This window comes from Candidatus Leptofilum sp., from assembly GCF_965223285.1.
GTDB lineage: Bacteria > Chloroflexota > Anaerolineae > Promineifilales > Promineifilaceae > Leptofilum.
The window spans coordinates 5753152-5779989 of record NZ_OZ244997.1 but is presented as its reverse complement, the minus strand read 5'-3'; the positions used below and the strand labels follow the sequence as shown (position 1 = coordinate 5779989).

Below are 26838 nucleotides of genomic sequence, written 5' to 3'. Positions count from 1 at the left end.
TGACAACTGTTGCACACAAAAGGCAACCCCCTTAAACTACCGGTATGAGCGAAGAAAAAGTGGTGTTGAACGGCCGTTACGAACTCATCGAACGCATTGGCAGCGGCGGCATGTCTGTCGTCTACAAAGCCAAGGATCGCGCTCTGGGACGCATCGTGGCTGTGAAAATGATGCACGAGAGCTTTACCAGCGACGATGGCTTCCTCAAGCGGTTCCAGCAAGAAGCCTACTCGGCCGCCAATTTGGCACACCCCAACATTGTCACTGTTCACGACATTGGCCAGGATGGCTTCAAGCATTTCATCGTGATGGAGTTTGTAGAAGGACAGACGCTTAAGGAAATCATTCGCAGCTATGAAGGCGAACCAACCCCTATAAATCGCGCCCTCGACCTTATCATCCAGGTGTGTAACGGCATCGGCTACGCCCACCGCGCCAATCTGGTGCATTGCGACGTAAAGCCGCAAAACGTCATCGTGACGGTGGATGAGCGGGTTAAAGTCGCCGATTTTGGCATTGCCCGCGCCATCAGCACCAGTACCCAGCAGCAAGTGAGCCAAATTTGGGGAACGCCCCAATATTTCTCGCCAGAGCAAGCGGCTGGCGATGCACCCACCCCCGCCTCCGACGTGTATGCCATTGGCGTTATTTTGTTTGAGATGCTAACTGGGCAGCTACCCTTCGCCGCCGAATCCCACACGGCAATGGCCCTTAAGCATTTGCACACGCCGCCGCCTTTGGTTACAGAATTGAATCCCTCCATCCCGTCCCAACTAGCCCAAATTATCAACAAGCTGCTGGCCAAAGAGCCAGCCGGACGGTATCGCACAGCCGGGCAGCTAGGGCGCATTCTCACTGCTTACCGACAACGCAGCCTGGAAGAAACGGGAGCAATGCAAACGTCCCAAGTGACGGCCGCTCAACCCACACAAATCATCCCCGTTGCAGAGCAAAAAACGGAGATTTTCCAACGTCCAGACCCGGCTGAGATGGAAGAAATCACCCGTCCACCCATGCGCCCTCTGCCGCCACCGCCTGCTCCATCTTCCGCCACAAAAGAGCCGGAAGCAGCAACCGTTATGGATTGGACGGCCGTTTCTCTGGGCATCTTTGCATTGGTTGCCCTGCTGGGCCTCATTCCCCTCTGGTACCTTGTCTTTCGCGCCTGGGTAGGCTAATCGTCCCGCACCCCCCTCTCGCCATGCTTTTTTCTTTCTGTTATACTGGCATTTCAGAGAATGATGACCGTTTTTAGCCCTATAGACGGCCGTAAAACAAAGGTCTCATCCCGCAAGGCAACTCGCTCCTGTTGGAGGCTATCGCATGAATTCAACCAAATTGACCCGGTGGTTTGTCTCGTTGCTCATAGGTGTTGCCATCCTGGCAATTGTTTGGAGTTACAGCAATAGCAATACCCCAACCAGCCAAATCTCCATCAGTCAGTTGGCACAGCAAATTGAGAATAATGAAGTTGCGGAAATTGTTGTGGAGGGAGACGGCCGTTCCATTCTCATCACTTACGACGACAGCGAAAACCAACCCGCTACCGCCCAAATCAGCAGCGTTACCTCGCTAGAAGAACTGCTTACCTCCTATGGCATCACCCAGGAAGATTATCGAGACGGCCGTCCCACCATTACCTACGAGCGCCCCAGCAGTTGGGGCAATTGGCTCAACGTCATTGGCATCTTCCTGCCTGCCCTGTTGATTATCGCATTCATCTTCCTGGTATTCCGACAAGCGCAGGGCAACAACAACCAGGCACTCTCCTTTGGTAAAAGCCGTGCCCGCATGTTTACGGGCGACCATCCTACCATCACCTTCGATGATGTGGCCGGGGCTGAAGAAGCCAAAGAAGAGCTGGAAGAAGTTGTCGATTTCCTGAAGGAGCCGGAAAAGTTCGTGAGCTTTGGGGCACGCATTCCCAAAGGGGTCCTCATGATTGGCAGCCCCGGCACGGGCAAAACGCTGCTGGCCAAAGCTGTCTCCGGCGAGGCAGGCGTGCCCTTCTTCTCCATTGCTGGTTCCGAATTTGTAGAGATGTTTGTGGGCGTCGGGGCTAGCCGCGTCCGCGACCTGTTTGAGCAGGCCAAAAACAACAGCCCTTGCATCATCTTCATAGATGAAATTGATGCCGTCGGGCGGCAGCGGGGCGCAGGGCTGGGCGGCTCCCACGATGAGCGGGAGCAAACGCTCAACCAAATTTTGGTGGAAATGGACGGCTTCGGCACGGACACCCACGTCATCATCCTGGCCGCCACCAATCGGCCAGACATCTTAGACCCAGCCCTGATGCGCCCCGGCCGCTTTGACCGGCGTGTGGTGATTGATCGGCCCGATTACAAGGGGCGAGAGGCCATCTTCAAGGTTCATATTCGCGGTAAGCCCATTGCTTCCAATGTGAACGTGGCGGTTTTGGCCCGCGCTACCCCCGGTTTTGTGGGGGCAGATATTGAAAATACGGTGAACGAAGCGGCACTGCTGGCTGCCCGTCGCGATAAAAAAAGCATTGGCATGGCCGAGTTCCACGAAGCGATTGAGCGCGTACAGCTTGGGCCAGAGCGGAAAAGCCGGGTCATTACCCCGGAAGAGAGAGAAATCATTGCTTACCACGAGGCGGGTCATGCGCTGGTGAGCCACTTTTTGCCTGCGGCCATGCCGCTGCGCAAGGTGACCATTGTGCCGCGCGGCATGGGGCTGGGGCTAACCTGGTATCTGGAAGACGATACTATCTTGCCCAACAAAACCCATTTGCAGGCGCAAATCGCCAGCCTGCTGGGTGGTCGTGTGTCCGAAGAGATTGTTTATAATGAGATTACCTCTGGGGCCAGCAACGACTTGCAGCGCGTGACCCAACTGGCCCGTTCCATGGTGACACAGCTGGGCATGAGTGATGACCTGGGGCCGCGTGTGTACGGCCAAAAGCAAGAGATGGTCTTTTTAGGCCGCGAAATTTCAGAGCAGCGCGATTATTCAGACGCCATTGCCGAAAAAATCGACGCCGAGGTGCGTGAAATTATTGATGTTCAGTACAGTAAAGCAAAAGAAATTTTAACAACTCACCGTGACAAGCTAGACTTGGTCGCGATGGAATTGCTGGAGCGGGAAACGCTCGACGCAGATGAGTTTGTGGCACTCATTGAGGGGGAAAGCCTGCCATCTTCACCAAACCAAACAACCCCACCGTCTGCCCAAAATTCAGTAGAGAGTGAAAGCAAATCGGAATCGGACTGGAAAAAACCGCCATCGTTAGACTTGCCGCCATCACCAACACCTGCATGAGAAACGGCCGTAATCACTAAATCTACACTTTTTCGTGACGACACTATTTTTTGTATGTTTGATCAACTCCCTGACTTGTTAGCCCTGCTAAACGATATTTTAGAAGCGGTCATTGTTATCTTTGGCTCGGCTGTAGTGCTGTACAACCTGGGGCGTAGCCTGCGTGACCCGGTGGTGCGTGCCTTCTGTGCGCTCATCGTTTTTGTGGTGGTAGCTTACCTGGCAGAGCTTTTGGTAAGTCGTACCATTGTTTCTGATTCGGTAGAAGGCTTTTTGCGCTTTCAGTGGCTGGGCATAGCCCTCGTGCCTGCGGCTCAGTTCCATCTTTCCAGCACGCTGCTCTCAACCACTGGCGCCTTGCCGAATCGACGGCGGTTCCTGGTGCCGCTGGGGTATGTGCTGGGGCTTGTCTTCCTGGGGCTGGCACTGTTTACCGAATTGGTGGTGACGGATCCGATTGCCAATCCGTTGCCGCGAATTCCTCATCTGGAAGCAGGACCGCTGTTTTCGGTTTTTGCCGTCTACTTTTGGCTGGTGACGGCATTCAGCATTTATAACGTTTGGCGAGCGCGGCAGCGGTGCATTACGCGCACCACCCGCCAGCGGATGACGTCTACCCTACTCACTTACCTGGCAGCACCGCTGGGGGTTTTCCCATATCTACTTGTGATTAGCAATGACGGGCAAGCAATTGTACCGCTTTGGCTGTGGCCCATCATCATTTTGGGCAACCTGGTGGTGGGGCTGATGTTTGGCGTGTTGACGGCACATCTGGCGTATTTTGGCACGGCGTCACCTGACCGCGTGGTGCGGGTGCGGCTGTTCAAGTTTATGGCGCGGGTGCCGCTGGCGGGCAGCATTGTGTTGCTGGTATATGTGCTGGTTAGCCGCAGCAGCCCCGTTTTGGGATTGCCTGCCGAGACGGCCCTTGGTTTTACCTTGGTGGCCACGGTGATGCTGGTGGAATGGGCGATTCATGCATACAAACGGCCGCTCGAACGCCTCTTCCAGCTCAACAACGACCCAGACGTGCGCACCATTCAGCGACTCAGCGAGCGGCTGCTGACCACCCGCGATTTGCAGCAATTTTTGGAGAGTATTTTAGCCGCTACCTGTGAGGCATTGCGCACGCCAACTTCGTTTGTGGCCGCTATCACGCCCGAAGGCCCGCAAGTAGAAGCAGTTGTGGGACCATTGGACGAACCGGGAGAGATTTTGCAGGATGCAGATTGGCGGCAGCTGGCGCAAACGGCTGAATCGAACAATGGAGATTCGGGCGACGCGCTGGAAGCAGTGGGGGAATTCTTCGTGTGGCGGAATTACTGGATACGGCCGTTACGCAGTCGCCAGCATAAATTGGTTTTAGGCATCCTGGGTATTCGCGCCCGCAGTGATGAGCCAGATTTAAGTGAAGAGGAAGACGAGATTTTCGGCCGTTTGCTGAATCAGGCGGCTCAGGCGTTGGAAGACCGCATTTTGCAGCAAGAGGTGTTTGCCACTGTCGAGGGATTGCTGCCACAAATTATCGCCATTCAACAGCGGCGCAGCGAAGCAGCGTTTGGCGGTTTACCGGTGTTGGCACAAGAGTCACCAGCCGGTAGCCCGGTTGTCCACGACCCGGAATTTAACTCGATGGTGCGTGATGCCCTGACGCATTATTGGGGTGGCCCTAAGCTAACTACCAGCCCGCTCATGCGGCTGCAAATTGTGCAGGAGGCGATGGCGGAGCATGAAAATAATCCCACTAAAGCCCTTCGCGCCATCTTGAACAACGCCATTGAGCTACAAAAGCCGGAGGGTGAGCGCAATATGACTACGGCTGAATGGATTTTGTACAATATTTTGGAGCTAAAGTTTGTGCAGGGTCAGCGGGTGCGGGACGTGGCGCGGCGGCTGGCGATGAGTGAGTCTGATTTGTACCGCAAGCAGCGGGTGGCTATTGAAAACGTGGCTCGCGCTATCGGCACGATGGAATTAGCGAGCCAGGACGGTGCGTCGGAAGACCAGTAATCGGTGATCAGTCACTCTTCACCCCAGTCACAGGTCGTTCAGGATCATTGCTCCACTCGCTCCAGGAACCGACATAGAGACGGCCGTTGCCTAACCCCACATGCGCCATTGCCAATAAATTAACGCAGGCAGTCACCCCGGAACCACAGTAAAAGGTAACAGCATCCGGCCTCATTTTGCCGAGAACGGCCGTTATTTGGGCTTTCATCTCCTCGGCAGGGCGGAAACGGCCGTTAGCATCTAGCTGGTTCTCAAAGGGCAGATTGACCGCGCCGGGAATGTGCCCAGGCTGCGGGTCGATTGGCTCAATTTCGCCACGATACCGGGCTGGGCCGCGTGAATCAACGAGCAGCGGCTGACTTTCTACTTCATCCAGCGTGACCAACCATTTTGGTTGCGGCCGTCCGCTAAATTGGGCAGGTTCGTTCCGCTCAACGCCGGATTTTGTGGGCAAACCAGCAGTTTGCCACGCCTGCCAACCGCCATCCAGCACCGCCACCGCCTCGTGCCGCATGTAGCGCAGCATCCACCACAGCCGCGCCGCAATCATGCCGCCCGCATCGTCGTAGGCCACCACTTGGCTCATCTCATCAATCCCCAAGAAGCTAAATAGCTGCGCCAACCGCTGCGGCGTGGGCAGTGGGTGCCGCCCATGGTCGGTGGCGGGCGGGCCGCTAAGATCATCGTCCAAATGGGCATACACTGCGCCGGGGATGTGGGCTTGTTGGTAATTTTGGTAGCCTGCGGCCGTATCTGCCAGGCTAAAGCGACAATCCACAATCACCCAATTAGGATTCCCGATATTTTCGGCCAGTGTTTGAGCATCAATGAGCGTTTTGTGCATTCGGTTTCCTCTAGAATTTATGAGTTTTTACTCACGACTATCCATTCGGCGTAGCGGTGATGAGCGGCGGGGGCGAGGTAGGCGTAGGTGGACGCGGGGTGCCTTGGGGCGGTACGGCCGTCGGCGTGGCGGTTGGTTCGGGGGATGATGTGGGGGAAACGGCCGTTGGGGACGGTGTCGGCGTGGGGGCATCGGGATCGAGGGTGAAGATGATGGAACGCACGTCGCTTTCTACCAGCGTGCTGCCATTTTCTAGGCAAAGCTGCCAACTATAGTTGCCGGGATTCACCATCAAGCGGGCATTGCCGCTGGTGAGGTCGTTGGCGGCAAGCTGCACCGAATAGCGCGTCCCCAACGTCGGCTGGGTGACGGTGGCGACAGGGAAATCGCCGCGATTGGTTTGCAGGTAAAGCACAAACTGTTCGCCAGCGGCCAGCGGCGCAGGCCAGTTCCAGCTAAAGTTCACAAAACTCGTCACCATCGCTTCAAACTGCGGCGCAGGTTCCTGTACGCGCAGCGTAGGCAATTCTGGCGCGGCGAACTGATTGCCAAATTCGGCCGTCCAGTACCAGACGCTGGGCGAGTTAATATCAATGGCGTAGCCCACGCCCACATCGGTGGCGTTGGCGTTCAAAATAATGCGGCGATGGGCAGGGCTGTTCACCCAAAACTCCACAGCCTGATGCGGATATTCAAAGCCCCAGGCCGTCGCTTCGCCCGCGTAACCCGCGCCATAGCCAAACTGAATGAGCCGTTCGGCAGGCGTGGAGCCATCGGCCCCAGTGTGGCCCGTGTAAGCAAATCGAGCCATGTCAAAGGTGTGTTCTTGAGCAGCGGCACTCAATTGTGGCACCAAATTGAGCGGGGCCAAATCAAACTGGCGGCGGGCTTCGTTGATGTAAAGCAGAAGCTGCTCGCTGGGGCTGCTGCCGGGTGGCACGGCCATCGGGCGCAAAATGAAGAGTTCCTCCAAAGCTACATCAGGCAAATCTAGATCGACTACCTCTGCTGGCGCGGGTTCTGTACTTTGCCCTAGCAAATTCAAAATGAGCGGCAGGTAGAGGCGCAGCGTGCCGGGGTCTACGGTGAGCCAACGGCCGACTTGGGTACTGCCAAACTCATTGCTGGCGACCAGCGTCACGTACATCTCGCCCGTGCGATTGTAGCTGTGTTCCACCAGCGGCCCTTGCAGCGATTTACCATCCCCCATGCTCCACTCAAAACGGGTAATCGAAGCGTCGCCAACGCCCTGCACCTGGAACGGCTCGCCCGCCTTCACCCGCTCTGGAACGATGAGATCGGCCGTGGGCGGCAAGCCAACGGTGACGGGCCAATACGCTTCTGATTGGCCAAAGCTGTTTTGCACGGTGAGGTGCACCTGATAGGTGCCAGGAGCAATGTAGGTGTGGTTGGGCGTGGCTTCGGCGGAGGTCGCGCCGTCACCAAAATTCCAAGCATAGGTTAATGGCCCTGCACCACCGGACTGGTTGATGAAGGTGATGGGTTGCCCCACACCAGCGGTGGCGTCACTGACGCCAAACTGCGCGGCGGGATGGGGAACGACGGAAATGGTCTGCCGCTGCACGGCCGTTCCCACCAAATTGCTCACTTCTACTTCAATGTCATAGATACCCGCCGCCGAGAACAACACCACGGGATCGGTCGTTTCGACGCGACGGCCGTCGCCCAAATGCCACACCTGGCTGAACGGGCCAGAGCCAGCGGCCACGGCGCGCAGCTGGAACGGTTGCCCCACAGCTACCTGCGGCGGACTGATCACGCTGCCCACCTGCGGCGGCACCCCAATCCAGATGTTGGCAACGGCCGTTTCTTCCAGGTCGCCATGCCGCAGCGTAACGCGGATTTCCTGGCTGGGTTGGGTGATATCGGCCGTTTCCAGGCGGAGCGGCAGCGTAAATGTGTTGGAGCCACCGTTAGCCAAGGTGACGGGCAGCCAATCAAGCGTCCCCGCCTGCAAATTGAGGGAAAGTCCCGCCGGGAACAGCATCGTCGCCGGGCGCACGCCGGGCGGCAGCTGTAAATCAATGGTCGGAGAGACGGTTGCTTGCGAATGGTTGGTGAGGGTGACAGTGAGGTCTACGGTGTCGCCGGGCTGGCCAGCGGGGGTGGAAAGCAGAAGATCGAGCTGGAGATTGCCGTAAATGTGGGCTTCCCCTTCGCCGGAGACAGTTTGGCTGTGAACGGCCGTTGGCCACCCCGCACCAAACAAGGCCAACAACAACACACCCACCAGCAGGTAAAAGAGCCATCGCCACCGTCTCATCATGATGGTTGGCAGTGTATCAAACTTGCCATAACTGAACAAATACCAAGTAGCTTTTTCCGCTTCTCTAACACATGCGTCCCTTGAAGAAAGCCAGGATTGAAATTCGGCTACAAGTTTTCGTTAGCTTGTACGCCGTTCTTGAAAAGGCTACTTAATGAAAAAAGGTGTACCCGCTAACTCATTGGACGTGCAACAATATAGGCAAAATCACTCTCGAACTCACCGCATTCCAGAAACGTATCTTCAATGTTAATTAGCATTTTCAAAAATGCTCTTGAATGTTGATCTTCGCTAGAAAAGTTACCGGCTATATCTGCTAACAAAGAATGAAGTATATTACCACCCCAATCTTTTTTCTCAATAATCTCAAAATCTTGCTGAAGAACATCAACAATTTCTTCAGACCGAATTGCCTCGGAAGGATCAACAGCTATTACATCAAGAGCTGACGGGAAATTAACAACTCGTTTCTCCGGTATTTGACCACTTATTTTGGATCTATATTCGAACAAGCGACGTTGAAAAATTCGCAGCAAATCGCCATCTTTTATCTTATCTACTAATCTGGACATAAACCATATCATTCCTTTACCAACCGGGAAGCTCGACTCTCGATTTGTAGCGTGTTGCACTTTCAAACGATAGCGGGAAGGTAATAAGGATAAACACAGATTTGCTACTTCTTTTTGTCGTTCTGGAAATTGAAATCTATTTGGTCCAATATACTCTTCTAATATTAAGAGACCTTCAGGCTTAAGAGAATTTTTTATTTGCTTACAAACATGTTCTAATTCCTGAAAATGATGCATGGCCATCGATATCCAAACCGCATCATATGTATCAGATGACAATGAAATCGTGTTGATATCAGCAACGTGATATGAAATATTATTAATACCTTTAGTAGATGCTAATTCTCTTGCTTGCTGGACTGCTCCCTCGGCTACATCATAAGCATCACAATGTTGAAATGTGCCAAGCTCCGCCAATTGCCGCTCTAATCGCCCTCCCCCACACCCAAGTGAAAGACATCTAGTAAGAGGCAACTTTTCATCAAAGTACTTTTTTAAAGTATATTCTGTCCAGTTAATGGAAGGGTCTCCTGATATTTTAGTATTCCTGTAATCATAAATTTCTGGTCCAGCATCCCACCAAAACTGTCCAGTATTTTTGCCCGAAAAAGAATTAATGCGCTTACTCCAATATTCGCCGACTGCATCCGAATCAATTGTCATTATGAGACCTCAATATGCGCGAATCGTCGGGTGCAATCGCGCCGCTGCACGGCCTACTGAGTGATTGCACCCGACCCACACGGGGGGGGGGGGGGGTGATTCACGTATTAACCCGTACCTATGCTGGACAAACCACCAAAATGCGTCTTATCCGGCGGTTCTAGACTGTAAATCCTGGTTCTAATAGGGCAAAATCCAGAATCACTTTCTGGCTACAAGTAAAGACAGTATACTTGGCAAATCAGCAAAGTTCAACAAGCAAATTAGGCGGATAATCTTGTTTCGAGAACGGCCGTTTCCACCCCACCACCTCAAACTTTAAATTTCCGACCTGCAATCGTTTCTCTTTCTTCCCACTTTTGTTGTTCATTAGGCTTAAACTGTTGAAAAAGCTCGATTTGGCCTAGGACATTAAAGCCAAGCTCATGGAAAAACTGGATGGCTTGCTCATTTCGGACAACAGGCAGCACTTTCAATTCACTCAATCCCCGCTTTTGGGCTTGCTCAATCACGGTATTCACAAGTTGCCGCCCCACCCCTAGCCCACGATACTCCTCCAGCACCACAACAGGCTCCACCTCTCCCGATTTTCCTTCAATTATCAAACCAGCTAAGCCAATGATCTTTCCGCTGGCCTCAGCAACCCAGATATTCTCTGGCCCTACTTGCGCAAGATGTTCGTCAAAGATAAGGCCAGGATTGTCACCGCCAATGCCCGGACTATCATAGATTTGCCTGTGCCATTCTGTAAGGACATGCCACAGTTGCCTACACTCTGTTAGGTCACGAGGCTCATAGTTGCGAATGGTATTAGTTGTTTCAATCATATTAGTTCATCCCGTTTACCAATTTACAGCTTGGACACTCCAGCAGGGTGCCGCCAAGCTAGCAAAACAACCGCGACAGCAATGAACGGTAAGGCAGGTGCGGTTCCCTGCCAAATTCCATAAATAAGTGCGGCAACCAGCCCAAGTGAAATTGTGCCAATCACAACAACGGGCTTGAGCCCAAGCTTAATCAGGGCAATGATTGTCGAACCTCCAATGAACAGATCGCTAATGCCTACGATTGGCACGATACGGCCGTCAATTGGCACAACGAGCGTCAGGTAAAGGAGCAAGTCATTGTTTCCTTGCTGATACCCGTCAATAATGACGCGCGATAGCCTACCCGACACAGAGACAAGATCAACTACTGCGGCCGTTACGATGAAGGCAGCGACAGCGCCGACACTGCCAAGACTACCCCCAAGAAGAACCGCACCGCCAATCGCACCCGCAAGCACCGCCAGATTGATAACTGACCAGGCAGACGGCCGCAGGATGAGCACTGCTGCATACAAAAGGAGCAGGAGTCCCGCCAACAGCCTGGCTCTCCAGAGAGGAAGACGGAGAATTTGCTGCGTAGCCAACACCACAACCACAAGACCACCGATTGTTACGATTGTTGCCAGCACCAAGAGTTGTGAATTGGACATAAGCCTTTAGGTTAGTTGGAAAGCTCTGACTCTGATTTGAGAACCGTTATTATTTTTTGCCGCGTCCCTTCTTTTATATCGGCCGTTTTTACCACCGTCAGCAATTCAGCTAATTCCACATGGGGCTTCTCACCCGCCCAAACCCGGTGCGCCAGCGGTAGCCAAACGCTGAGGAAGGCTCCCCGGTCGGTGCGGTAAATTTCGCTCAGATCAGCTTTTCGCAGAAAGTGTAAATCGGGGGCGAGGATGGAACGGCCGTAAACCGCTAAATTCCCCGCAAAGCCTGCCTCAATGTCCGTCTGGGGCGTGTACGGCCGTTCTGGTTCCGCTAAGTTGACGTGGGTGATGTGGCAACGGCCGTCTCGCAGCACAAACAGCAGTGCCACCGTCTGGATCGTCTGCTGCTGGTATGGGTTTCCAGAGGCAATGGCTCCCGCATTCACGGCCACAATCCCGTCATGCTCAAAAACCAGCGGCAAATGCCAATGCCCAAAATGGATCAGCCGCGCCCCAGCCGACTTGGCGCGGGCGATGTTGCGTAGCAGCCCTTCACGCAAATCGCCGCCACGCCGGGCGTGCATTTCATCCACCCGGTTGGCATAATGACTGTGCCAGATGAGCAGTCGCTGCCCCGCCACCGTCACAAGCTGCTGATACGGCAGTTCCCGCGTGGCGTCCTCCGTCTCATCATTGCCATGCACGGCCACCACCGGGGCGATGCGGCTCAGTTCGTCCAGCACCCACAGTTCACCCACGTCCCCCGCGTGGAAAATCATCTGCACGTCAGCAAAAATTTGGGAAACGGCCGTTGGCAACCGGGGCCAACGCTGCGGCATGTGCGTATCAGAAATAAGGCCAATCGTGGTCACAACATCTTGGGGATCAATCGTGTCGGGTAAATAATTCATGGCGCAATTTTAGGGAAATTTACAAATTACCCAAATGGGGTGTCGATCTGGCTTTTTTCTGTTCGTCGTTTGATTAGAACGGCGCAGTTTTGCGTCAACATCACATTCAAAAGGAGAACGATCATGACACAGTTTGTACTACTTTATACCGGTGGCAGCATGCCAGAAAGTGAAGAAGAAAGTGCCAAGGTAATGCAGGAGTGGGGTGCCTGGATGGGCAGCTTGGGCGAGGCGTTGGTGAGCGGTGGTAATCCATTCACGCCACAGGTGAAGAATATCGACAACAGCGGCAACGTCGCCGACGGCCCAGCGGGAACGCAAGCAACGGGTTATTCCATTATTGAGGCAGATTCGTTGGATACGGCCGTTGAGCTAGCCAAAGGGTGCCCGCACTGGCGGCACGGCGGAGACATCTCGGTTTACGAAACAATCCGCATGTAAAAACAAGGAGATTAGAGACTGGAAATTGCTTGTTTCTAATCTCCAATCTCCACGCCCCAATCTCCCTTATTTAACCAAACTTAAGACTTCTGAATGCAAATGCCCGTTGGTGGCAATGCACTCTTTATGGTGAATCGTCGCTTCCCCCAGCCAGTCGGTAAGTACGCCGCCCGCTTCTTCCATAATGACTTGCAGCGGCGCAATGTCCCACAGGGCCATGATGGGATCGAGCATCACGTCGGCGCGGCCCGTGGCTACCAACGAGTAGCCATAGGCATCACCCCAAGTGCGCTGCACATAGCTGGCATCCACCAACTTTTGCCACGCTTCCTGACGGCCGTACCGTTCCTGATTCTCCAATTCACTGCGCAACACTACCGCATCGGCCAAATTTTTAGTAGCTGAGACGTGGGCAGGACGGCCGTTCCAAAAGCAGCCCCCACCCTTTACCGCATACACCATCTCGTTCAGCGCAGGCAGATTGATGACCCCCACAATCGGCTCATTTTCATACAGCAAGGCCACCAAATTGGCATACAGCGGCACGCCGCACATAAAGGATTTGGTCCCGTCAATAGGATCACACACCCAGGTGTAGGGGGAGTTGTTTTGCGTATTCCCATACTCTTCCCCCACAATGTTGTGATCCGGCCAATATTGCTCGATAAGCTGCCGCAGCTTCTGCTCCGCCTGCTGGTCGGCAATGGTGAGCGGCGTATTGTCGGCCTTGCGTCGCACAGAGACGCCCGTCTGGAAGTGGCCCAGCGTCACGCGCCCGGCTTGCCAGGCAGCGTCGAGGGCGAAGTTGAGGAAATCAGCATGGTTCATCATAAACAAGTTTCGTGGATTTGGGCGGCTCCCCGTGGCCGCCCAAATCATGGCAGACACGGGGGTCTGCCCCTACCAATTATTCGTATCTAAAACGCCAGATGCCAACAAACATAAACACGGCAGCAAAGGCGAGCAACACACCAACCTCTGGCAAAACGGCCGTTACGCCCAAGCCACGGGTGATAATATCCTGAAACCCATCCATTGCCCACGACATCGGCGAAAGACGACCCACTGATTGCATCCAGCCCGGCACGATGTCCAGGGGCCACCACGCCCCGCCCAATGCGGAGATGGAAAGCACAATCACCGTGCCCAGCGCATTGGCCTGCGCCAACGTTTTGGTCAGTGCTGCCATCATCATGCTCAGGCTGGTGATTGCCAGGGCAAAGGTGAGAATCATTAGCACCAGCGCACCGGGACTGTTGCCCCACGGCACATCAAACACCAGCGTTGAGACCACAATGAGCAGACTCATTTGCAACACCCCGGCCAGCATAATGCCCAACAGCTTACCTACCAAAATGCTCGCTTTGGTAATTGGCATCACCAGCAACCGGCGCAGCGTGCCGCTCTGCCGCTCCTGAATGAGCACAGCCGCCCCGCCAATCATGCCAAAAGTGGCAAACATGGCCATCATGCCCGGTGAGGATTGGTTCAACCCTTGCGGAATGATGTTATTGTTGTCCACAACAATTTCATCCTCGTTCACCTGGATGGTTACAGGGGGAGCTTCCCACTTGCTCTGGGCATCGGCTACGGCCGTTGCAAAATAATCCGCCTCGTCCACCCCGAGTTCAAACAACCCCAGCTCCGCCGCCACGTCGCGGGAAATAACTGCCGAACTAACGGAGCCCGTAAGCTGACTCATCCCCCCTAGCACCGCTTGCTCCACCGGCTGCACAAACTGCACATTGTCCGGGTCGCTGTAAAAATCGAGCGTTAGGCTGTTGCCCGTCTGCAACTCGTCACTAAAGTTGGCAGGAATCAGCAGGCCTGCTTCCGCCTCTTCATTTTCCACAGTTGCGGCCATGTCATCGGCAGATACGGCCATGATTTCCAGCGTAGGGTCTGCGGCTAGCGTGTCCACCAACGCCGCCCCCAAATCACCAGCGTCCTCGTTGGCTACTGCCAGCGTCCAGGTGACGTTTGTGCTGCTGCTGCCGCCGGGACCAAATCCACCAATCGCCTGCCCAATCAAGAAGATAAATACCAGCGGCATGATTAGCTGAAAAATCAGCACCCCGCGCTCGTTGTAGGTTGTTTTTAAGTATAGTTTGGTAATGTCTAGTGCATTTTTAAACATGATAATCTCCGAAAACAATTTGCAAGTTTGCAAGTACGCAAGTAATTATTCAAGCGATCACACTTGCATACTTGCCCACACTTAGCGTGCCATGCGCCGCTGGAACTGCCACAGGGCCAGGCCAACCAGCACCACGCTTAGGCCAAGCAACACACCAATTTCCAGCAGCACGTCATTCAGTCCCAGGCGAAACAGCGTCAGGTCAGAAAAGCCATCTAGTGCCCAGCGATTGATGCTGATTTTGCTCAACTGCTCCAAAAAGGGCGGGAAGTTTTGTGCCGGAACAAAGTTACCACCCAACGCGGCAAACGCCAGCGTCACCACAGAGCCGATGATGTTGGCTTGGTTCGCATCGCGGGCAAAGGCAGCAATAAATGTACCCAGGCTGGTGAATGAAAGCACCACAGCCAAAACCATCAGCGCCAGCCCAACCGGGGAACTCCCCCAGCTCAGGCTAAACAGCAGCGATGAAGCGATAACAAAAACGATGAATTGCAGAGCACCAGTCAAAAAGACGCCGCCAATTTTGCCTAGCAAAATTTCCAGGGTGCTGGTGGGTGTGCTCACCAAACGATCCAGCGTGCCACCCTTCTGCTCATCTAGAATAGAGCGCGTGCCATCGACCATGGAAAACATGAGGAAGAGAATGCCCATGCTGGGGGCAAAGAAGGCAAAGGGGCTAATGTCGCTAATAGCTTCTTCCTCGTCGCCTACAGAAACGTCGTTCAGGCTCAGACTAAGTTGGTTTGGGCCGATTTGGCTGTCTAGCTCATTGTTGAGCGCGATGCCCAGGTTGGCCATGGCCGGACCGAGTGTTTGCGCCTGTTCGGTAAGCTGGTTCACGGTAACATCTACGGAGATTGCGGCCGTATTAAACCCATTCACAATTTGCGTCACCACTCCCCGCACAATATTGGGTGTGAGGGTAGCACCAGGGTCGGCGTAAAACTCAAATTGGGAAACGGCCGTATCTACGTCTGCTCCCCCCACAACCGAAGCCGAAAAGGTTTCAGGAATCAAAATCGCAGCACGGGCGTCGCCCAGCTGCACCTGCTCACGCGCCGCAGCCAAATCATCCATTTCGGTGACGGTCAGCAGGTCAGCCAAACCGTCACTTGTCAAAATCTCTAAAAACTGATCCCCTTGCTGGCCATCGTCCTGGTTCACCACCAATACGGCAATGGCATCAAACGGCGCAGGGGTGCTGCCACGAATAAAGCCGCCAAAGGCAGACCCAATGATGGCGGATAGCACCAGCGGGGCCAGGATCATCAAAATCAGCGCGTTGCGATCCCGAAAGCGGATCAGGGTGTCTTTCCAGGCAATTGTCCAAATTTTCATGATATTTCTCTCTAGCCACGGATTTCGCGGATTATTAAACCCAAAAAATCCATAGAAATCCGTGTAATCTGTGGCTAAACTAATCTCTTAGCGCACGGCCCGTCAGGTGCAAAAAGACCGCTTCCAGGTTTGGTTCTTGAATTTCCAGGCGACGGATGGAACGGCCGTGTTCATTCACCGTTTGCAAAATGCGGGGCAGGACGTGATTGGCGTCCTCCGCCTGCACAACCACATGCTCATCTTCGCCGTCGGCTTGATGAACGCCAGCTAGCGCGGCCAAATCGGTTACCAGCGTGCCGTTAGCTTCAGCAGATTCGCCCACGTCTAGCTGTACGGTGTCGTACTGGCCGATGGTGGCGGTTAGCTCATCCTGGGTGCCAACAGCAATCAGCTTGCCGTGATCGATGATGCCGATCCGGTCGCTCAGCTCTTCAGCTTCTTCCATGTAATGGGTGGTGTACAGAACGGTCAGCCCTTGCGCGTTCAGCTCTTTGACCGTGTCTAGAATGCGGCGGCGGCTTTGGGGGTCAATGCCTACCGTTGGTTCATCCATGTACAGCACTTTGGGATTGTGCAGCAGCCCTACGGCGATGTTAATACGCCGCTTCATACCGCCGGAGAAGGTTTCTACTTTGTCATCGGCGCGGTCGGTGAGGCCAGCAATCTCCAGAACGGCCGTTACCCGCTCCTTCAAATGATCCCCAGACAAGCCATACATCTTGCCCCAAAAATCGAGGTTTTCGCGGGCACTGATGGTGTCATACAGGGCAATTTCCTGCGGCACCACACCAATCAGTTGCTTCACTTGCTTTGGTTGCTGGCGAATGGAGCGGCCGTCGATGGCTGCATCACCATTGGTTGGGGCCAAAAGGCAGCTCAACATCGAGATAGTGGTACTTTTGCCCGCCCCATTTGGCCCCAGCAGGCTAAAAATCTCCCCCTGCTTAATGGCAAAAGAGACGCCCTGAACGGCCGTAACGCCATCGGGCGGGTTGTACTGTTTGTGTAAATCATTTACTTCCACAATAGGTGACATCGTTAACTCCTTCATTAAATGGGACGCTGTACGCGAAGCAGTCGCCCCGCGACATTAACGCGGATTAAAGTCTGCGAAATCTTTTTAATCTTTGATCTTTCATCATCGGCTGATTACAGCGTTGTTTTCCGAATATGATGCGAGTGTACCGGGAAACGGCCGTTGCCGAATGTGCCGGAAGTCATGCCGAAGGTCATAAATGACCATGACCTATTTTTCATTTTAGTCACAAAATGGGGAAAACCATCAACCGATCAGTTGATAAACCACCACCAACTGACCACTTTTTAAGCGAGTTTGACTGTTTGAATCAAATTATTTAACATATCCGAAGGCACTTACAAAACTAAATTAATTATTGTCGGCGATCCGCTCGACAGCTCTTAGGATGTTCTAGTTAACTGGCTCCTATTTACTCGATAATTTACTGTATCAATGCCAGATACTACGGCCGCGCCGTTGCCAGTGCTTCAGGTCAAATTTTTTGTAGGTGCCTTTCTCTCAAACCCAATCAAAAAATATGGATTCATTACTTTCAAAAAATCCCGAAGAATTGCGGGAACAGTTTCTTAAACTCAAAACGACAGAGGAAGTTGGCACCTTACTTGAGGTCAACCACAATCAGTTAATGTTCAATGTTTATATCAGGCCAAAAGAGGAAAGATATAAGCAGTTTGATATAAGCAAAAGAAATGGTGATAGTCGTACTATCCTCGCTCCCAATAATTCTCTCAAGTTTATTCAAAGAAAACTAAATGAAGTTTTGAGGTGTGTCTACAAACCAAAAGCAAGCACTCATGGATTCGTTCTAGACAAGAATATTAGAACTAATGCTACGATGCATTGTAGAAAAAAGTACGTACTGAATTTGGATCTGAAAAACTTTTTTCCTTCTATAACCTTCAAAAGAGTCCGCGGCTTATTTATGGCAATTCCATATGAACTACCAGAGGAAGTAGCCGTCTTGCTAGCAAATATTTGTTGCCATGACAGAAAGTTGCCTCAAGGAGCACCAACTTCCCCAATAATCTCAAACCTTATATGCTCTAGATTAGATACTCAACTTAGACAATTAGCAGTTAGATATAGATGCGTTTATACGAGGTATGCTGACGATATAACGTTTTCTACAAGACAGAAGAATTTCCCTCAAGATTTAGCACAAATTACCACCGTAGAAAATAAAAGGACGGTTGTAATTGGAGAGCCTCTAAAAATGCTCATAGGATCAAATGGGTTCCAGATAAACCAAAATAAAGTTCGCCTTCAAACATACGACAAAAGGCAAGAAGTAACAGGCCTTACAGTGAATAAATTTCCAAATGTAAATAAAAAATTTGTGAGCCAAATTCGAGCAATGCTTCACGCATGGGAAGTATATGGACCGGAAGAGGCAGAAAGGGAATTTATAGAAAAATGGGATAAAAAGAACCGTAATCCCTATTCCTCTTCACCATCATTTAAATACGTTGTAAAAGGAAAAATTGAGTTCCTTGGAATGGTTAGGGGAAAGGATAATCCAAAATATCTTCTCTTTCTTTCACAACTTGCCAGTTTAGACTCTGATCTCGTAAAAGAAACGAAAGATAGCATTGAGTACAATCGTAAACATTTAATTGCCATTCGACAGGCGTTAGCAAAGCATTTTAGTGGATCAGAATTACGGGTGCTGTGTTTTGATTTAGGTATAAATCCTGAAAATATCGAGCGTAGAGGCGCTAATCTTGATGACACAATTCTCGAGCTCGTTTCTCATGCATTCAGGAACGACCAAATTGAAGAGTTAGTGAATGCAATGAGAAATAACAAACCAAACCTCTCGTTCCAATCACTTTCAAAGGAAAGTTTGTCGTAACGAATAATTCACTTGCAAATACAACAGGATGCGGATGAAAAGGGAGATCACCCTCATCAACGTTAATCTTCTTTAAAACAAAAGCGTCCGGTCGAGAGTTCAAACAAGTTTTGGAAAAGGATACACTAACAACAAATTCTCTAAAACGAGGCGCGTGTTGGCGTTGCGTTCTAGCTGCCAGAGTGCCAGGTTGGTTTGGTTGAGACTGGCGGTGATTTGCTGCTCGCTCCAGGCGGTGGCCAATGGCTCCAGCCGCTCAATCTCATCCATATTGGTGAGCATCAGGCTAATGGACTGGCCCTGCCGCTGGTTGAGCAACGTGAGGTCACGCCACCAGCTAAGCCATGTTTTCAGCAGATTGGGCAATGTGTCTGGCTGGCGAGCCAGCTTGTCTGCCAGGGCAAAGCGTTGGACGCGGCGGCCAGCCAGGGCATCATGCAGGTGTGTAATCTGCTCGGTGCGGGTTTGCAGAATGGTTTCATCTTCTGCTGCCTGAATTGCCCAGCCCAAACGGCCGTCTGCCAAATGGGCCAGCAGCATTGCTTTTTCTGCCGGCACTTGCCAGCGGGTTGCCAAACTTTGTTCGATGAGATCAGTGGGCAACGGCCGTAAATTTAGCGTGCGGCAACGGGAAGCAATGGTGGGCAGCAGCATGTCTGCGTCCGTGGCGGTGAGCAGCAGCACCACCTTGCCTGGCGGCTCTTCCAATGTCTTTAAAAAGGCGTTGGCGGCGCCAACGGTAGCCGCATCAAACCGTTCCAAAATCGCCACCTTGTAGCGCGCCTCGTAGGCCGAAAGGTTCAAATCTTGCTGCAACTGGCGAATCGTCTCAATTTTAAGCGTCAGCTTGCCTCGGCCGCTCAGTTCCGGCGTAATCAGCTTCACGTCGGGGTGTCTGTCTATGGCTATGAGTTTGCAGGGGCGGCAGTGGCCACACGGCCGCTCCGGTTCTGAGGCCTCGCAATTTAACGCCTGGGCAAAGGTGCGCGCCAGGGTCGTCTTACCCACCTGCTCTGGCCCTGTAATTAGGTAAGCATGACCCAGCCGGTCATTCACCAGACCATTAGCCAACATTTCAACCGCCCACTGATGTCCTACAATATGTGTCCAATTGCTCATGCGCTAATTTTATGGCGGAAACGGCCGTTTTACCAACGCCACCTACTTACTTACGAAAACCATCTCGTCGGCTATAATTGGCAACCAATTAGCACAAGTCAAACTTTTACGGAGAAACTTAAATGAACGATGTTGTCATTATTGATGCAGTAAGAACCCCAATTGGCCGCCATGCAGGGGCGCTAGCGGCCGTTCGACCAGATGATATGGCCGGCTTGATCATCAAGGCGTTGGTTGAGCGGACGGGTATTGATCCGCACGAAGTTGAGGAAGTTTATTTTGGCTGCGCCAATCAGGCGGGGGAAGATAACCGAAATGTGGCGCGGATGGCCACGCTGCTGGCCGGACTGCCCGAATCGGTGGCGGCCGTCACCTTCAATCGACTGTGTGCCAGCGGGCTAAACGCAGTGAACCAGGCGGCGCGAGCCATTAAATGTGGCGAGGGCGATGTGTTTATTGCTGGGGGTGTAGAGAGCATGAGCCGGGCACCGTACTCATTCCCCAAAAATTCACGGGCCTGGGGTCCATCTGGCAACATAACTGGCTACGACACCACGCTGGGCTGGCGTTACCCCAACCCAAAGATGGAGGCACTCTTTCCGCTGGAAGCAATGGGGCAAACGGCCGAAAACATCTTCGAGATGAGCTGCGCCGGGCAAATTGAAGGTGGCGAAATTAGCCGCGAGGCGCAGGATGCCTTTGCCTTTGAGAGTCAGCGGCGGGCGCGGGAGGCTATTGTGAACGGCCGTTTCCAAGCCGAAATTGTTCCCGTCACCATCCCACAGCGAAAGGGAGACCCCATTGTGGTAGACACTGACGAACACCCCCGTATCAACAAAACCAGCGACGGCTACGAACTGGCAACCAGCATGGAAACTTTGGCCAAGCTGCGCCCTGCGTTTCGCAAGGGAGGCACCGTCACGGCTGGCAACGCCAGCGGGTTGAATGACGGGGCCTGCGCCGTGCTGCTCATGTCTGCCAGCAAGGCCAAAGAGTTAGGCTTGCAACCAATGGCGCGTTGGGTAGCCTCTGGGGCGGCTGGCGTGGACCCCCGCGTGATGGGACTTGGCCCTATTCACGCCACGCGCAAAGCGTTGCAGCGCGCCAATATTTCTTTGGATGCGATTGATTTGGCCGAGCTAAATGAAGCCTTTGCCGTACAGGCGTTGGCCGTCCTGAACGAGCTTGGGTTGAGCCAGGAAATTACCAATGTTAATGGGGGGGCCATTGCTTTGGGACATCCGCTGGGCTGCTCCGGGGCGCGCATACTTACCACCTTACTGCATGAGATGAGACGGCGAGCTGAGGCTGGCGAAGCGATGCGCTACGGGCTGGCAACGCTCTGTGTCGGTGTGGGGCAAGGGGAAGCCACCATCATCGAAATGCTGCCTTAATTTACATGCTAACGCAATGTGCAACTTTTACATCCCATCCAGAGGAGGGAGCATTCTCAAATGCGACCGTTGGCATTTGAGGATGCCAACTCCTCTCTGGAAAAAAAGAAAGTTGCACATTAGGTATGCTAGACTTCAAAAGTCATAGTCACTGGGGTAATTACAAAATGCCCAGAAGGCTTTTGAAGTCTGCCCCTAAAGGTTATTGACTTACATTCAGGTATCCCTTAAAGTTCAGCAATCTTTTTGAGTAGAGCATCATAGGAATAATCATGTCACGAATGAATCTCAACATACAGGTTGAACGGCCGTTAGTGCTAGCTTGGGGCGTTCATCTCTTCACCGCAACGGGGGCATTATGGGGATTGCTAGCTATTATGGCGACTGTGCAGCACCAATGGCAAGCGGCCTTCTTTTGGCTAGGCCTTGCTGCCTTGGTAGACAGCCTGGATGGCACGCTGGCTCGCCGCTTTAGGGTAAAAGGGCTGCTACCTGGTTTTGATGGCGCGCTGCTGGACAATATTATTGATTACCAAACCTATGTGATTGTGCCTGCTATTTTTCTATACGAAGCCAATTTGCTACCTGCCAGCACCACCATTGCCGGGATTGCTATGGTCGTTTTAGCTTCAGCCTTTCAGTTTTGCCAAGCAGATGCCAAAACAGACGACCATACCTTCAAAGGGTTCCCATCTTATTGGAATGTGGTGGTTTTTTATCTCTTCATATTCGATGCCAATCCGTGGATCAATTTTTGGGTCATTGCCACGCTCACCGTTCTGGTTTTTGTCCCAATCAAATATGTATACCCATCTCGTATGGTGCGCTTCCAAAAATTGACAGTGTCTCTAACATTTATCTGGGGCATTTTGTGCTTGATGGTTTGGCTACAGTACCCTGTGTTTCAGCCCTGGATGCTCTGGGCTTCGCTTCTTTACGTTGTATATTACGTTGGCCTCAGCCTGTACATGATGGTGCGGTAACAAGGTTTTGTTGTACATACAAACAATCGGCCCAACAGAAACGTTGGGCTTTTTGTTTCCCCAAGGTTACCCAAAAAGTAAAACAAACCAGAAAATCATTGCGGAACATGCGCAGTTATGATAAAAAATGAGAGAAGAAAAGAGAGTTATGTAAAAGCAGGAAAATCCTGGAAATTTGGAAAGTTGGTGCCCCTGCTTTTGCATGAGTAAGCTAGAGATTTGCAAGATTGTCATTTTCAACCTTTTTCTGGTTTACTTGACCCCAAAACTTATTGTGCAAATTTATATACTGACTAAGTCCCAACATCTCAGCAATGTGCCCCTGCACAAGACATCATATTTGTATGATGAATTTGGGTCTACAAGCGGTCAGTGAATGTCTTAAAGAGGAGGCATTTGATGACAGACACGATTCTCCACAGGCTGCATGAAAACGGCCGTAAACGCCCCAACGCGCCCGCATATTACGAAAAGATTGGCAATGCATGGGTACCGACCTCTTGGAAGGAGTACACCAACCAGGTGCGCCAAGCTGCCCGTGCGCTGGTTGCCCTCGGGGTAGAAGCAGGCCAAAACGTTACCATTCTGGGGTTCAATCGCCCAGAATGGGTAATTTTTGATCTTGCCTCTATGATGGTGGGTGGTGCGCCCGCTGGCATCTACACAACCAACTCTCCGGAAGAGTGTAAATATATCGTCGAGAACTCAGAATCGAGCGTGATTTTAGTAGAAAATCAAGGGCAATGGGACAAGATCGCCTCGGTGCGGGATGATATTGCTTGCCTCAAGCACATTGTTCTCATGCGTGGCACCGAAGTTGATGATGATATGACCCACACCTGGGAAGGCTTTATGGCCAAAGGTGATGAGGTTGATGAGAGTGTTGTGGACGCCCGCATGGAAGCCTTGGAATTAGAGCAGCTTGCCACCCTTATTTACACCTCTGGAACCACTGGCCCACCAAAAGGTGTCATGCTTTCCCATAAAAATTTGGCTGCCACCGCCCAAAACGCACAAAACTTGATCCATTTGGTGCCATCAGACCGCACCATTTCCTACCTGCCACTTTCGCATATCGCCGAGCAAATGTTTAGCATTCATGCGGCAATTACCGCAGCATACCAGGTTTACTTCGCCCAATATCACCCCCAAGATCATCTCAACGACAATCTAAAAGAGGTTAAGCCAACCGTCTTCTTTGGCGTCCCCCGCATTTTTGAGCGGTTCCAGGCAGGTATAGCGGCAACGCTGTCCCAATCCACCGGTGTCCGCGCCAAAATTGCAGAGTGGGCACAAGATGTTGGCGACAGGGTAGCTAACGTCCGTAACCGAGGGCAACAACCAGGTGGCTTGCTCTCATTTCAGCACAATCTAGCTAGCAAATTGGTCTTTTCGAAAGTTAAAGAAGGTCTTGGCCTAACAGAGGCACGTATTCTCATAACCGCGGCTGCTCCAATTGCCCCAGAAATTTTGCGCTACCTTAGCAGTCTGGATTTACCAATTGTAGAACTTTATGGTCAATCTGAAGGGAGCGGCCCAACATCAACCAATTTGCCTGGTGCCAACAAAGTGGGAACCGTCGGCCAAGCATGGCCTGGATCAGACGTCAAGTTAGGGCCAGATGGAGAAATTTTGATGAAGGGGCCGAATGTGTTTCTGGGCTATTACAAGAATGAAGCGGCGACAGCCTCAGATTTGATAGATGGTTGGCTGCATTCCGGTGACCTGGGTGAATTTGATGAGGATAGCTACTTGAAAATTATCGGTCGCAAGAAAGAAATCATCATCACCTCTGGTGGTAAAAACATTGCACCAAAGAACATTGAGGCCGCTTTGAAGAATCTGGATTTGGTGTCGCAAGCCGTGGTTATTGGTGAACGCCGCCGCTTTTTAACGGCCTTGCTGACACTTGACCCCGATGCAGCCACACAATTTGCCCAAGCGAATAATTTGGAAGGGCAGACGCTGCATGAACATCCAAAGTTGATAGATCATTTGCAGAAAGAGATTGACGAGAAGGTGAACAAGCTATTTGCTCGGGTGGAGCATGTACGGAATTTCCGCGTGCTACCGCGTGACTTTACCATTGAAGATGGTGAGTTGACACCGACGATGAAAATTAAGCGTCGCATCATTAACGAAAATTTTGCCAACGAAATTGAGGCAATGTATAAAGGATAAAAGAAAAGGTTTGCCCTGTGAACGGTACCGGCCACATGGATATCTGCACCTGAGCCATCACAGCAATCAACCAGCTACCGACTAGCATCAAGATGATGGTTTGTTTCAGGCTTTTTTCTGGCCAAAAAATGTTTGTAGGCGGCGTTAGGGTTGGGTTAAACTGACTGTTTTCTAACCATCTTAGTTTGATAACGGCCGTTTCGGTTGATATAGTTCTGGCATGGCTAGAAAAACAATCGTTGTGGTTCTATTTTGCCTGTTCTTGCTGGTGGGGGAAGCAACGGCCGTACAAGCACAAACCGCCTCCGCTATTTTTCAGGAAGTGAACCAGTTTCGTAATAACAATGGGCTTGTCCCATTTCAATATAGCAATGCTCTGGCAGCGGCCGCACAAGATCAAGCAAACTTCATGGCGGCCAACAACATCTTTACCAGTCACACTGGCTTTGGTGGTTCCACTCCCCAAAGCCGTGCCGCCGCTGTTGGGTATGTTGGGCGCGTTAGTGAAAACATTGTAGGTGGCACAGGCATGACAGCCGCACGCGGACTCAATTGGTGGATTAACAGCCCTGTGCATTACAATACCCTCATCACCAGCCGCTACCAGGATGCTGGCACTGGCTTTGCCACCAACGGCAACGAGAATTTCTACGTGCTGGTTGTTGGCCAACCTTCCGATGCCCCGCCCCCACCAGCCGCAGACACAAGCCCTGCGCCCCTGTTTATTACCCCCATTACCCTGGCACAACCAAAAGAGGATGGCTCAATTGTCCATGTGGTGCAGGAGGGGCAAGCACTGTGGTCGCTGGCTGCTCATTATGACATTCGTCTTTCTGATTTGTTGCTGTTTAATAGCCTGCCGCCTGACGCTATTGTAAATCCAGGCGACCAAATAACGATTCGGCTGGCAGACGGTCAGGCACCGCCGCCCACGCCAACACCCCCAACCATGCACACGGTGCTAGAGGGGCAGTCGCTTTGGTCCATCGCCGTGCAGTACAGCGTGAAGCTGGGAGATATTTTGTGGCTAAACGGCTTGCCAGAGGATGCGGTCTTGCAGCCGGGAGAGCAAATTCGGGTGCGCCTGGCCCCCAACGAGGTACCGCCACCTACACCTACGCCCATCTTGTACCATTCGGTGCGCAGGGGGCAAACGCTGTGGGAAATTGCTTTCAGTTACGGCCTAACATTGGACGAACTGCTCACATTCAACAATATTGACCAAAACGCTATCTTGCAACCAGGCGATCAGCTTTTGGTGCGGCAGCTGCCGACAACACCGCTACCCACTATGCCACCCACAGCCACGCCACAGTCAGCAACCCCAACTGCCCCAAGCCCTACCCACACGGCTACGCCACTGGCAACGGCCGTTTCTACCCAACTGAGCCTTTCTTCAGCAACGGCCGTTCCAGGAACAAGTGGAGAAACAGTAGTGGAAACCCCCAATACAACCAATGCGAGTGCGGATGATGGTATGGGATACGGCCGTGTCATCGTCTGGGTAGCTGTGGGCTTGTTGGCTGTTGGTCTAGGCACAATCATCGTGTTGCGCAGCGAACTTATCTAATGTTTAAGTCCGCAACCAATCCAGCCAAATAGCGTATGGTGGAGAAATAAGCCCGATACGGCCGTGCAGCGACACATTGTCTAGAAATAGCATCATGTAAGGAATCCCATGCAAGAAACAGGAACCCAGACCGACCTGTGGCAACAGCTCAAAACCCCGCTTTCCATTGTTGGCGGCTTTGTCCTAATGCTGTGGCTCATTGAAGGCATTGATCAACTTGTCTTTGGCGGATCGCTCGATGGTTTTGGCGTTCGCCCGCGCAGTCTGGATGGGCTTTTGGGAATATTGTGGGCACCATTCTTGCACGGCGGTTTTCGCCATCTCATTGCCAATACAGGCCCGCTGCTCATCTTGGGCAGCATCGTAATGCTCTCCCGCCGCCTACGCGACTTCTTCCTGATAACATTTATCGTCACGCTAATTGGCGGTTTGGGAGCCTGGCTGATCGGGCCTCGGCTCTCTGTACATCTAGGGGCTAGCGGCCTTATTTTTGGTTACTTTGGCTTCTTGCTGCTGGCTGCTTACTTTGAACGTAGCTGCCGAGCCACCCTCATCGCCCTGGTTGTTTTACTGCTTTATAGCGGCATTATTTGGGGGGTGCTGCCACAAGGGGGCGGTATTTCCTGGCAGACACATTTGTTTGGGTTTATCGGCGGGGGCGTTGCTGCCTACGTACTAAGTCAGCGGCAAAATGGACTCAATATTAACGTACACGATCCAATTTCCTCATAAATTCAC

At 52.3% G+C, this 26838-nt stretch carries 22 protein-coding genes; 11 read left to right on the top strand and 11 right to left on the bottom strand.

What is annotated here, in order from left to right:
• The first annotated feature begins 44 nt into the window (after positions 1 to 44).
• From ACOQPU_RS25910 to ACOQPU_RS25900, 3 genes are all read left to right on the top strand, one after another.
• On the top strand, positions 45 to 1178 hold the full coding sequence (locus ACOQPU_RS25910) for a protein kinase domain-containing protein (protein ID WP_420642724.1): 1134 nt from the start codon (positions 45 to 47) through the stop codon (positions 1176 to 1178).
• Positions 1179 to 1323: 145 nt separating this feature from the next.
• Complete coding sequence (gene ftsH, locus ACOQPU_RS25905; protein WP_420642723.1) at positions 1324 to 3282, top strand: ATP-dependent zinc metalloprotease FtsH; 1959 nt, start codon at positions 1324 to 1326, stop codon at positions 3280 to 3282.
• A 54-nt stretch (positions 3283 to 3336) separates the two neighbouring features.
• Positions 3337 to 5292, top strand: a complete 1956-nt coding sequence (locus tag ACOQPU_RS25900; RefSeq protein ID WP_420642722.1) for a hypothetical protein — start codon at positions 3337 to 3339, stop codon at positions 5290 to 5292.
• A 7-nt stretch (positions 5293 to 5299) separates the two neighbouring features.
• Here the strand turns inward: ACOQPU_RS25900 and ACOQPU_RS25895 are convergent, their stop codons facing one another.
• The 3 genes from ACOQPU_RS25895 to ACOQPU_RS25885 form a co-directional block, all read right to left on the bottom strand.
• Positions 5300 to 6136 (bottom strand): sulfurtransferase, encoded by an 837-nt coding sequence (locus ACOQPU_RS25895; protein WP_420642721.1) that lies wholly within the window; start codon positions 6134 to 6136, stop codon positions 5300 to 5302.
• A 37-nt stretch (positions 6137 to 6173) separates the two neighbouring features.
• Entirely contained in the window at positions 6174 to 8423 is a 2250-nt protein-coding gene (locus ACOQPU_RS25890; protein ID WP_420642720.1) for a PKD domain-containing protein, read from the bottom strand.
• 173 nt (positions 8424 to 8596) lie between these two features.
• On the bottom strand, positions 8597 to 9658 hold the full coding sequence (locus ACOQPU_RS25885; RefSeq protein WP_420642719.1) for a class I SAM-dependent methyltransferase: 1062 nt from the start codon (positions 9656 to 9658) through the stop codon (positions 8597 to 8599).
• A 14-nt stretch (positions 9659 to 9672) separates the two neighbouring features.
• Here ACOQPU_RS25885 and ACOQPU_RS25880 point away from each other — a divergent pair, with 14 nt between their 5' ends.
• On the top strand, positions 9673 to 9822 hold the full coding sequence (locus tag ACOQPU_RS25880; protein ID WP_420642718.1) for a hypothetical protein: 150 nt from the start codon (positions 9673 to 9675) through the stop codon (positions 9820 to 9822).
• A gap of 147 nt (positions 9823 to 9969) precedes the next feature.
• On the opposite strand, the gene ACOQPU_RS25875 is transcribed toward ACOQPU_RS25880, so the two are convergent.
• Genes ACOQPU_RS25875 through ACOQPU_RS25865 form a run of 3 tightly spaced genes read right to left on the bottom strand, consistent with a single transcriptional unit; the run spans position 9970 to position 12043 of the window.
• Positions 9970 to 10485, bottom strand: a complete 516-nt coding sequence (locus ACOQPU_RS25875) for a GNAT family N-acetyltransferase (RefSeq protein WP_420642717.1) — start codon at positions 10483 to 10485, stop codon at positions 9970 to 9972.
• Between the two features lie 23 nt (positions 10486 to 10508).
• Positions 10509 to 11135, bottom strand: coding sequence for a hypothetical protein (locus tag ACOQPU_RS25870; RefSeq protein WP_420642716.1), 627 nt, complete (start codon positions 11133 to 11135; stop codon positions 10509 to 10511).
• Between the two features lie 11 nt (positions 11136 to 11146).
• Positions 11147 to 12043 carry a metallophosphoesterase family protein gene (locus tag ACOQPU_RS25865; RefSeq protein ID WP_420642715.1) on the bottom strand — a complete coding sequence of 299 codons (897 nt, stop codon included), beginning with the start codon at positions 12041 to 12043 and terminating at the stop codon, positions 11147 to 11149.
• Positions 12044 to 12166: 123 nt separating this feature from the next.
• Here ACOQPU_RS25865 and ACOQPU_RS25860 point away from each other — a divergent pair, with 123 nt between their 5' ends.
• Complete coding sequence (locus ACOQPU_RS25860; protein WP_420642714.1) at positions 12167 to 12484, top strand: YciI family protein; 318 nt, start codon at positions 12167 to 12169, stop codon at positions 12482 to 12484.
• Positions 12485 to 12550: 66 nt separating this feature from the next.
• Here the strand turns inward: ACOQPU_RS25860 and hisN are convergent, their stop codons facing one another.
• The 4 genes from hisN to ACOQPU_RS25840 all read right to left on the bottom strand — a co-directional run bounded on the left by hisN (position 12551) and on the right by ACOQPU_RS25840 (position 16989).
• Complete coding sequence (hisN, locus tag ACOQPU_RS25855) at positions 12551 to 13363, bottom strand: histidinol-phosphatase (RefSeq protein ID WP_420645874.1); 813 nt, start codon at positions 13361 to 13363, stop codon at positions 12551 to 12553.
• A 28-nt stretch (positions 13364 to 13391) separates the two neighbouring features.
• Positions 13392 to 14621 (bottom strand): ABC transporter permease, encoded by a 1230-nt coding sequence (locus tag ACOQPU_RS25850; protein ID WP_420642713.1) that lies wholly within the window; start codon positions 14619 to 14621, stop codon positions 13392 to 13394.
• 81 nt (positions 14622 to 14702) lie between these two features.
• Positions 14703 to 15962, bottom strand: coding sequence for an ABC transporter permease (locus tag ACOQPU_RS25845; RefSeq protein WP_420642712.1), 1260 nt, complete (start codon positions 15960 to 15962; stop codon positions 14703 to 14705).
• 79 nt (positions 15963 to 16041) lie between these two features.
• Complete coding sequence (locus ACOQPU_RS25840) at positions 16042 to 16989, bottom strand: ATP-binding cassette domain-containing protein (protein WP_420645873.1); 948 nt, start codon at positions 16987 to 16989, stop codon at positions 16042 to 16044.
• A gap of 529 nt (positions 16990 to 17518) precedes the next feature.
• Here ACOQPU_RS25840 and ACOQPU_RS25835 point away from each other — a divergent pair.
• A complete protein-coding gene (locus ACOQPU_RS25835; RefSeq protein ID WP_420642711.1) occupies positions 17519 to 18853 on the top strand; it encodes a reverse transcriptase domain-containing protein in 1335 nt (444 codons plus the stop codon).
• Between the two features lie 99 nt (positions 18854 to 18952).
• Here the strand turns inward: ACOQPU_RS25835 and holB are convergent, their stop codons facing one another.
• A complete protein-coding gene (holB, locus tag ACOQPU_RS25830; protein ID WP_420642710.1) occupies positions 18953 to 19972 on the bottom strand; it encodes a DNA polymerase III subunit delta' in 1020 nt (339 codons plus the stop codon).
• A 122-nt stretch (positions 19973 to 20094) separates the two neighbouring features.
• Between holB and ACOQPU_RS25825 the strand changes: the two genes are divergently transcribed.
• The 5 genes from ACOQPU_RS25825 to ACOQPU_RS25805 all read left to right on the top strand — a co-directional run bounded on the left by ACOQPU_RS25825 (position 20095) and on the right by ACOQPU_RS25805 (position 26832).
• The gene (locus ACOQPU_RS25825; RefSeq protein WP_420642709.1) at positions 20095 to 21366 is read left to right on the top strand and encodes a thiolase family protein; all 1272 of its coding nucleotides are present in this window, start codon (positions 20095 to 20097) and stop codon (positions 21364 to 21366) included.
• A 272-nt stretch (positions 21367 to 21638) separates the two neighbouring features.
• Positions 21639 to 22349, top strand: a complete 711-nt coding sequence (locus ACOQPU_RS25820; protein WP_420642708.1) for a CDP-alcohol phosphatidyltransferase family protein — start codon at positions 21639 to 21641, stop codon at positions 22347 to 22349.
• A 399-nt stretch (positions 22350 to 22748) separates the two neighbouring features.
• Positions 22749 to 24530, top strand: coding sequence for an AMP-dependent synthetase/ligase (locus ACOQPU_RS25815; protein ID WP_420642707.1), 1782 nt, complete (start codon positions 22749 to 22751; stop codon positions 24528 to 24530).
• A gap of 220 nt (positions 24531 to 24750) precedes the next feature.
• Positions 24751 to 26100: a LysM peptidoglycan-binding domain-containing protein gene (locus tag ACOQPU_RS25810; RefSeq protein ID WP_420642706.1), complete on the top strand. Its 1350-nt coding sequence runs from the start codon at positions 24751 to 24753 to the stop codon at positions 26098 to 26100.
• 108 nt (positions 26101 to 26208) lie between these two features.
• On the top strand, positions 26209 to 26832 hold the full coding sequence (locus tag ACOQPU_RS25805; RefSeq protein WP_420642705.1) for a rhomboid family intramembrane serine protease: 624 nt from the start codon (positions 26209 to 26211) through the stop codon (positions 26830 to 26832).
• Positions 26833 to 26838: the final 6 nt, after the last annotated feature.

Bases quoted from the DNA above. Each gene is read 5' to 3' on its own strand.
- ACOQPU_RS25910 (WP_420642724.1), top strand. From the start codon at position 45: ATGAGCGAAGAAAAAGTGGTGTTGAACGGCCGTTACGAACTCATCGAA.
- ftsH (WP_420642723.1), top strand. From the start codon at position 1,324: ATGAATTCAACCAAATTGACCCGGTGGTTTGTCTCGTTGCTCATAGGT.
- ACOQPU_RS25900 (WP_420642722.1), top strand. From the start codon at position 3,337: ATGTTTGATCAACTCCCTGACTTGTTAGCCCTGCTAAACGATATTTTA.
- ACOQPU_RS25895 (WP_420642721.1), bottom strand. From the start codon at position 6,136: ATGCACAAAACGCTCATTGATGCTCAAACACTGGCCGAAAATATCGGG.
- ACOQPU_RS25890 (WP_420642720.1), bottom strand. From the start codon at position 8,423: ATGATGAGACGGTGGCGATGGCTCTTTTACCTGCTGGTGGGTGTGTTG.
- ACOQPU_RS25885 (WP_420642719.1), bottom strand. From the start codon at position 9,658: ATGACAATTGATTCGGATGCAGTCGGCGAATATTGGAGTAAGCGCATT.
- ACOQPU_RS25880 (WP_420642718.1), top strand. From the start codon at position 9,673: ATGCGCGAATCGTCGGGTGCAATCGCGCCGCTGCACGGCCTACTGAGT.
- ACOQPU_RS25875 (WP_420642717.1), bottom strand. From the start codon at position 10,485: ATGATTGAAACAACTAATACCATTCGCAACTATGAGCCTCGTGACCTA.
- ACOQPU_RS25870 (WP_420642716.1), bottom strand. From the start codon at position 11,135: ATGTCCAATTCACAACTCTTGGTGCTGGCAACAATCGTAACAATCGGT.
- ACOQPU_RS25865 (WP_420642715.1), bottom strand. From the start codon at position 12,043: ATGAATTATTTACCCGACACGATTGATCCCCAAGATGTTGTGACCACG.
- ACOQPU_RS25860 (WP_420642714.1), top strand. From the start codon at position 12,167: ATGACACAGTTTGTACTACTTTATACCGGTGGCAGCATGCCAGAAAGT.
- hisN (WP_420645874.1), bottom strand. From the start codon at position 13,363: ATGATTTGGGCGGCCACGGGGAGCCGCCCAAATCCACGAAACTTGTTT.
- ACOQPU_RS25850 (WP_420642713.1), bottom strand. From the start codon at position 14,621: ATGTTTAAAAATGCACTAGACATTACCAAACTATACTTAAAAACAACC.
- ACOQPU_RS25845 (WP_420642712.1), bottom strand. From the start codon at position 15,962: ATGAAAATTTGGACAATTGCCTGGAAAGACACCCTGATCCGCTTTCGG.
- ACOQPU_RS25835 (WP_420642711.1), top strand. From the start codon at position 17,519: ATGGATTCATTACTTTCAAAAAATCCCGAAGAATTGCGGGAACAGTTT.
- holB (WP_420642710.1), bottom strand. From the start codon at position 19,972: ATGAGCAATTGGACACATATTGTAGGACATCAGTGGGCGGTTGAAATG.
- ACOQPU_RS25825 (WP_420642709.1), top strand. From the start codon at position 20,095: ATGAACGATGTTGTCATTATTGATGCAGTAAGAACCCCAATTGGCCGC.
- ACOQPU_RS25820 (WP_420642708.1), top strand. From the start codon at position 21,639: ATGTCACGAATGAATCTCAACATACAGGTTGAACGGCCGTTAGTGCTA.
- ACOQPU_RS25815 (WP_420642707.1), top strand. From the start codon at position 22,749: ATGACAGACACGATTCTCCACAGGCTGCATGAAAACGGCCGTAAACGC.
- ACOQPU_RS25810 (WP_420642706.1), top strand. From the start codon at position 24,751: ATGGCTAGAAAAACAATCGTTGTGGTTCTATTTTGCCTGTTCTTGCTG.
- ACOQPU_RS25805 (WP_420642705.1), top strand. From the start codon at position 26,209: ATGCAAGAAACAGGAACCCAGACCGACCTGTGGCAACAGCTCAAAACC.